This window comes from Mesorhizobium sp. M7D.F.Ca.US.004.03.1.1 (assembly GCF_003998635.1).
GTDB classification, from domain to species: Bacteria; Pseudomonadota; Alphaproteobacteria; order Rhizobiales; family Rhizobiaceae; genus Mesorhizobium; species Mesorhizobium loti.
In genome coordinates this window covers 1-6124 of sequence record NZ_RZQG01000327.1, presented here as the reverse complement: position 1 = coordinate 6124, position 6124 = coordinate 1, and the positions used below count along the sequence as shown (strand labels likewise).

Annotated in this window: 7 protein-coding genes; 4 read left to right on the top strand and 3 right to left on the bottom strand. The window is 62.3% G+C overall.

All coding sequences use genetic code 11. The features are described 5' to 3' along the window. Positions 1 to 96: 96 nt before the first annotated feature. Together EN935_RS18695 and EN935_RS18690 are read left to right on the top strand one after the other, a co-directional pair. Positions 97 to 1701 (top strand): GMC family oxidoreductase N-terminal domain-containing protein, encoded by a 1605-nt coding sequence (locus EN935_RS18695; RefSeq protein ID WP_127373505.1) that lies wholly within the window; start codon positions 97 to 99, stop codon positions 1699 to 1701. Between the two features lie 193 nt (positions 1702 to 1894). Continuing rightward, positions 1895 to 2515, top strand: a complete 621-nt coding sequence (locus EN935_RS18690) for a DJ-1/PfpI family protein (RefSeq protein WP_109658827.1) — start codon at positions 1895 to 1897, stop codon at positions 2513 to 2515. A gap of 108 nt (positions 2516 to 2623) precedes the next feature. Here EN935_RS18690 and EN935_RS18685 read toward each other — a convergent pair whose 3' ends face one another. The 3 genes from EN935_RS18685 to EN935_RS18675 form a co-directional block, all read right to left on the bottom strand. Further along, positions 2624 to 3646 (bottom strand): fatty acid desaturase, encoded by a 1023-nt coding sequence (locus EN935_RS18685; RefSeq protein WP_109658828.1) that lies wholly within the window; start codon positions 3644 to 3646, stop codon positions 2624 to 2626. Between the two features lie 213 nt (positions 3647 to 3859). Beyond that, a complete protein-coding gene (locus EN935_RS18680) occupies positions 3860 to 4240 on the bottom strand; it encodes a hypothetical protein (protein ID WP_164548783.1) in 381 nt (126 codons plus the stop codon). 98 nt (positions 4241 to 4338) lie between these two features. Further along, complete coding sequence (locus tag EN935_RS18675; RefSeq protein ID WP_127264984.1) at positions 4339 to 4539, bottom strand: hypothetical protein; 201 nt, start codon at positions 4537 to 4539, stop codon at positions 4339 to 4341. Positions 4540 to 4776: 237 nt separating this feature from the next. Between EN935_RS18675 and grpE the strand changes: the two genes are divergently transcribed. Together grpE and EN935_RS18665 are read left to right on the top strand one after the other, a co-directional pair. After that, entirely contained in the window at positions 4777 to 5412 is a 636-nt protein-coding gene (gene grpE / locus EN935_RS18670; RefSeq protein ID WP_109658831.1) for a nucleotide exchange factor GrpE, read from the top strand. A gap of 119 nt (positions 5413 to 5531) precedes the next feature. Continuing rightward, positions 5532 to 6124, top strand: a 593-nt coding sequence (locus EN935_RS18665; RefSeq protein ID WP_164771198.1) for a trimeric intracellular cation channel family protein, incomplete at its 3' end; no start/stop codon positions are given.

Here is a 6124-nt window from a genome sequence, read left to right as displayed (position 1 = left end):
ACGTTGCGGTAATTCCGCGCGTCTTTACATCAGCTGTGATCGGGCCTTCTCTTGGTCGTCCGTACGGAAATATCCGCCGGGTGCGAGGAGGAGGTCATGAATTTTGACTATGTTATTGCCGGTGGCGGGTCCGCCGGCTGCACGCTTGCCGCGCGGCTCTCCGAGGATCCATCGAAAACGGTCTGCCTGATCGAAGCCGGCGGCGGGGGCAAAGATCTGCTCATCCGAGCCCCGGCAGGCGTCATCGCGCTGCTGCCGGGTCGGCCGAAGATCAACAACTGGGCGTTCGAGACGGTGCCGCAGCAAGGGCTTGGCGGGCGCAAGGGCTACCAGCCGCGCGGCAAGGCGCTGGGTGGTTCCAGCGCAATCAATGCCATGCTCTACACACGCGGACACCACGGCGACTATGACGAATGGGCCGATCTCGGCTGCGACGGCTGGTCATGGGACGAGGTGCTGCCTTATTTCCGGCGTGCGGAAGGCAACCAGCGCGGCGCGGATGGCCTGCACGGCGGCGACGGACCGCTGCGGGTCGCCGAGCAGCAGGAGCCGCGCGCTCTCTCGAGGGCCTTTCTCGAGGCCTGCGGCGAAAACCAGATCCGTCGCAACGACGATTTCAATGGACCGGAGCAGGAAGGGGCGGGGCTCTATCAGGTCACGCAATTCTGGGGCGAACGCCGCAACGGCGAGCGCTGCTCGGCGGCGGCCGCCTATCTTCATCCGGCCATGGACCGCCCAAACCTTACCGTCATCACCGGAGCGCATGCCACGGGCATCGTCCTTGACGGCAAGCGGGCCGCCGGCGTGCGCTACCGCACGGGCAAGGGCGAAGCCGTTGCGAAAGCCAGGCGCGAGGTTATCGTCTGCGGTGGTGCCTTCGGCTCGCCGCAGCTCTTGTTGCTGTCCGGGATCGGGCCAGCTGTCGAGCTTGCAGCGCACGGAATTCCGATCGTTCATGAGTTGCCCGGCGTCGGCAAGAACCTGCAGGATCATCTCGACTTCATCATGGGCTGGACATCAAGGGATGCGGACATGATGGGCATCGGCCTGCGCGGTCTGCCTGGCCTGCTGCGGCATCTGTGGCGCTGGCGCAAGGATGGCGGCGGCATGATCGCCACGCCCTACGCGGAGAGCGGTGCCTTCCTCAAGTCCGACCCGGCGATCGATCGGCCCGATCTGCAATTGCATTTCTGCATCGCCATCGTCGATGACCATGGCCGCAAGCTTCATATGGGCTATGGCTTCTCATGCCATGTCTGCGTGCTGCGGCCGCAGTCGCGCGGCGAGGTCGGGCTGTCGACGCCAGACCCGCTGGCGCCACCGCGCATCGATCCGCGATTTCTGTCCGACGAACGCGACGCCGAGCTTTTGCTCAAGGGCGCCAGAATGATGCGCGGCATATTGGAGGCGCCGTCGCTGGCCAAATACCGCCACAAGGAAATCTACACCGCCGGCGTTTCGGGCGATGCCGAGCTGATGGCGCATATCCGAGCCCGAGCCGACACGATCTATCACCCGGTCGGCACCTGCAGGATGGGTATCGATGATATGGCGGTGGTCGATCCGCAATTGCGTGTGCGCGGCATGCAGGCCTTGCGTGTCGTCGATGCCTCGGTGATGCCGACGCTGATCGGCGGCAACACCAACGCGCCGACCATCATGATCGCCGAAAAGGCCGCTGACATGATCAAGGCTGCCTGATCAGAATTCTGGTCGAACCAGTGGTGCAGGTTTTGCCTGCTGTGGAATACCCTGTGACGATGCCGGTGCCAATCGACATCAACTGGTCTTACCAATTGTGCGATTTGTGCTTTCCCTTTCGCCATCCTGCCCTTAGGATAGGTTCATTATTTCGTGATCCGAAATAAATATGGCCACAAGGGAGGAACCGGGAATGGCTGGCAAGAAGATACTGATGCTCGTTGGCGAGTTCAGCGAGGAATATGAGATTTTCGTCTTTGAGCAGGCGATGCATGCGGTCGGCCACACCGTGCATGTCGTCTGTCCGGACAAGAAGGCGGGCGATATATTGAAAACGTCGCTGCACGACTTCGAAGGCCACCAGACCTACACGGAAAAGCTCGGCCACGACTACATCCTCAACAAGACGTTTTCCGAGGTGGACCCAGCTGCATACGATGCCGTCTATGCGGCGGGCGGGCGCGGCCCGGAATACATCCGCATCGACAAGCGGGTGCAGGCGCTGGTGCGGCATTTTCACGAGGCCGGCAAGCCGATCTTCACCATCTGCCATGGCGTGCAGATCCTGATTGCTGTCGATGGCGTGGTGCGGGGCCGGGAAGTCGCAGCACTCCATTATTGCGAGCCGGAGGTCACGCTGGCCGGTGGCATCTATATCGACGTCGCACCGACCGGCGCCCATGTCGACGGCAATCTCGTGTCAGCCAAGGGCTGGCCGGGCCTGTCCAACTTCATCCGCGAATGTCTGAAGGTGCTGGGCACCGAGATCCGCCATGGCGAGATCCTGATGCGCGACGAGCGTCAGGCGGCCTGATCCAGGGAATTTGCAAAGCCGCTGCGTCCATGACGCGGCGGTCTTTCTATTTTCTTGTTTTAACGCAATTCCGGACGGAAAACCGTTTCACACTTTTCCTGGAATTGCTTAGGCGGCCGCCCGTGCCTCGCGGAACGACACCAGCTTGCGGCGGTTCTCGTCCCACAACGCCAGTTTGACGCAGCGCAGGCTTTCGAGCAGCGTGACGCGGCCGATGCTGCGCAGTTCGGGATAATCCCGCAGCACTTCCTGCAACCGGTAGCACGGCACCTTGGCGGAGAGGTGGTGGACGTGATGGACACCGATATTGCCGGTAAACCAGTTCAGTACCGGGGGCAGGTCGTAATAGGACGATCCGTGCAGGGCGGCATGCTGGAATTCCCAGTCGGCATCCTTCGCCCATTCCGTTTCCTCGAACTGATGCTGGACGTAGAACAGCCAGATGCCGGCCGAACCGGCGAGGACGACGATCGGCAGATGGACCACCAGGAACGCGCCGGGGCCGACGAACCAGATGAGGACGGCTGCTGCAACCGCGATGCCAAGATTGGTGGTCATCGACGACACCCAGGGCGTCAGGCCGCCGCGCATCATGCCGACGGGCAGCCTTTGCTCGAAGATGAACAGCCAGATCGGCCCGAGCCCGAACATCACCAGCGGGTGGCGATAGAGACGATAGGCAAGGCGGCCTCGCCATGACATTTGCCGGTATTCGGCAACGGTCAGCGTCCTGATGTCGCCCATGCCGCGTTCGTCAAGATTGCCGGCGCTGGCGTGGTGTGTCGCATGAGCGCGCCGCCAGCAGTCGTAGGGCGTCAGCGTCAGGATGCCGAGCGCACGGCCGATCCAGTCGTCCGCGTAGCGATTGGCGAAGAAGGAGCCGTGGCCGCAATCGTGCTGGATCATGAAGATGCGGACCAGAAACCCGGCCGCGGGAAGGATCAGGATCAGTCCCCACCAATGGCCATAGGCATAGGCCGCCGAGGACAGTCCCCAGAGCACGGCGAACGGAATAAGTGTGATGGCGAGTTCCACTGTGCTGCGCCGCCTGTCAGGCTTCTTGTAGCGCGCCAGAATTTTCAGCCAGGCGCGCTTGCTGTTGGCGACCGCCTCAGGGGAAATCATGTTCATCAGGAAGCATAGGCGGGGTACCCCGCCACCGCAAGACAGCAATCACGCAAAATTACTGCGCGTAATTGTCGCGTGGGGGCGGTCGAGCCTGCCATCTCGGGCTCGACCGGCTTGATGATAGATCGCCGCAGTGGCGGGCTTTCAAGCCCGATAATTCAGCAATCGGAAGCCCTAATTGTCGTCTGATCAGCGGCTGCCAGTTCGGGTCAATCTCTATTCGCGATCGAGAACAGGACAGCCGCGCTCGGTGCCGAAAGTCACGCGCACGCGGTCGCCATCCTGTCTGCCGCGGACAACGATCTCCCGGCGGCCGACGGACTCTATCCTTGCCCGGCGGACGCCCATTCGGTCCGCCTTGTCGAGGGCCCGGTCTTCCGTGCAGCCTCGTGATTGACGGCGGTCGCGCCGGTCGTCGCGCCGGGGACCTTCGCAATCGTCATAGGCGGGATCGCAATCTTGCATGAGCTTCAGCCGCGGGCCATGTTTGCCCAATTGCAGCTGCAGATCCTCTGCTTGTGCCGGAAAGGCCACCAAGGTGACGGCGCCGAGGCCGATAAGCGCCGACAGCAATGAGGTGATCGAAACCTTGCGCATTATGTCCTCCATTTGAACCACAACGCATCCATCCTTAGATGGTTCGGTTCTTTCAGGCTATTGCCGATAGAGGTTTGCTGCCAAGATTGGTCGGCGCGTCACTGTCGGCGCAAGCCGACGTCACCGCCCTCCGCGCCGTCCAGGCGGTCGAGTAGCTCTCTGAAGCGGTCGGGAAGGTCGGCCTCGGTGCGGAAGGCCGGCAAGGTGCGCAGAAAGCGCGTCACCGTCTCGGCGCCGAACTGGCGTCTGACCTCGGCGGCCAGCCTTTCTACCTTTTCACCCTTGTTGCGGCTCATCATCTCAAAATCCTGTGTCGGTTTCGAAACTCCTCCAGCAAGGGAATGGTTCCCCCATCACGCCTTTGTGGCAAGCAAAGCCGGCGGTTAGGGTAAAATTTGAATTAAATCGAAATGTCTTGCCTGTCGTTTCCAGCCCTGGCTGATCGCCTCCACAATCGCTTACCCCTTGATTTTTGGCTGCCAAACATCGATATCGGGCACAAAATCCACACCATTCGAGATTGACGGGAAACGGCGATGAGCGACCAGGCAAAAGACGAACGCGCGCCCGATGAAGTCGAGGCAACCGAGGCCACTGCCGAGCGCACGGAAGGCAGCATCGACGGCGACTATGAAGCCCTTGTGCGGCTGCTGAAGGAAAATGAAGAACTGAAGGACCGCGCGCTTCGCGTGGCGGCCGAGATGGAAAACTTGCGTCGCCGCACGGCGCGCGACGTGCACGACGCGCGCACCTACGCGGTCGCGAATTTCGCTCGCGACATGCTGTCGGTGTCGGACAATCTGCGCCGCGCGCTGGACGCGATTCCCGCCGAGGCCAAGGCGTCTGGTGACGCCGGCTTCAAGGCGCTGATCGAAGGCGTCGACTTGACCGAGCGCGCCATGCTGTCGGCGCTGGAACGGCACGGGGTCAAGAAGCTCGCGCCCGAAGGCGAGAAGTTCGATCCCAATTTCCACCAGGCGATGTTCGAAGTGCCCAATCCGGACGTTCCGGCCAATACCGTGGTCCAGGTTATGCAGCCGGGCTATTCGATCGGCGACCGCGTGCTGCGCCCCGCCATGGTTGGCGTCGCCAAGGGCGGTCCGAAACTTGCCACCGCCGAAGCGCCGGTCGAGCCGGGGCCGGTGAACGAACAGGCTGAGAAGGATGCATGATTAGGGGAGTAAGGCAGTAGGGCAGTAGGGCAGTAGGGAAAAGGGGGACGCACCAAGGGTGCGGCTTCGTGCTAAACATACTGCCTTACTGCCCTATTCCCTTACTCCCCTGGCCTGCCATGAACCCCATCGCGCTTCTCGATTATGCCGGTGTCGCCGTCTTCGCGGCGACCGGGGCGCTTGCGGCTTCGCGCAAGCAACTCGACATTATCGGCTTCCTGTTCCTGGCCAGCGTCACCGGGATAGGCGGCGGCACGCTTCGCGACGTCATCCTCAACCTGCCGGTTTTCTGGGTCGCCAATTCCGGCTATGTGCTGATCTGCGCCGTGGTTGCGGTGCTGGTCTTCTTCAGCGCGCACCGTGTCGAATCGCGCTGGAAATGGCTGCTCTGGCTCGACGCCATCGGGCTCGCCGCCTTTTCGGTGATGGGCGCAGCCAAGGGACTTGCGATTACCGGTTCGCCGGTCGTCTCCGTCGTCACCGGTGTGCTTACCGCCACTTTCGGCGGCATTCTGCGCGACCTCCTTGCCGGCGAGCCATCGGTGCTGCTCAGGCCCGAAATCTACGTCACAGCAGCCCTTGCGGGTGCCGGCCTCTACACACTTGGCGATCTTGCCGGACTGCCGCCGCTCGCCTCGGACCTCGCCGGTTTTGCGGCGGCGTTCCTTGTGCGTGGCGGCGCGCTCAAATTCGGCTGGTCGTTTCCGTCCTA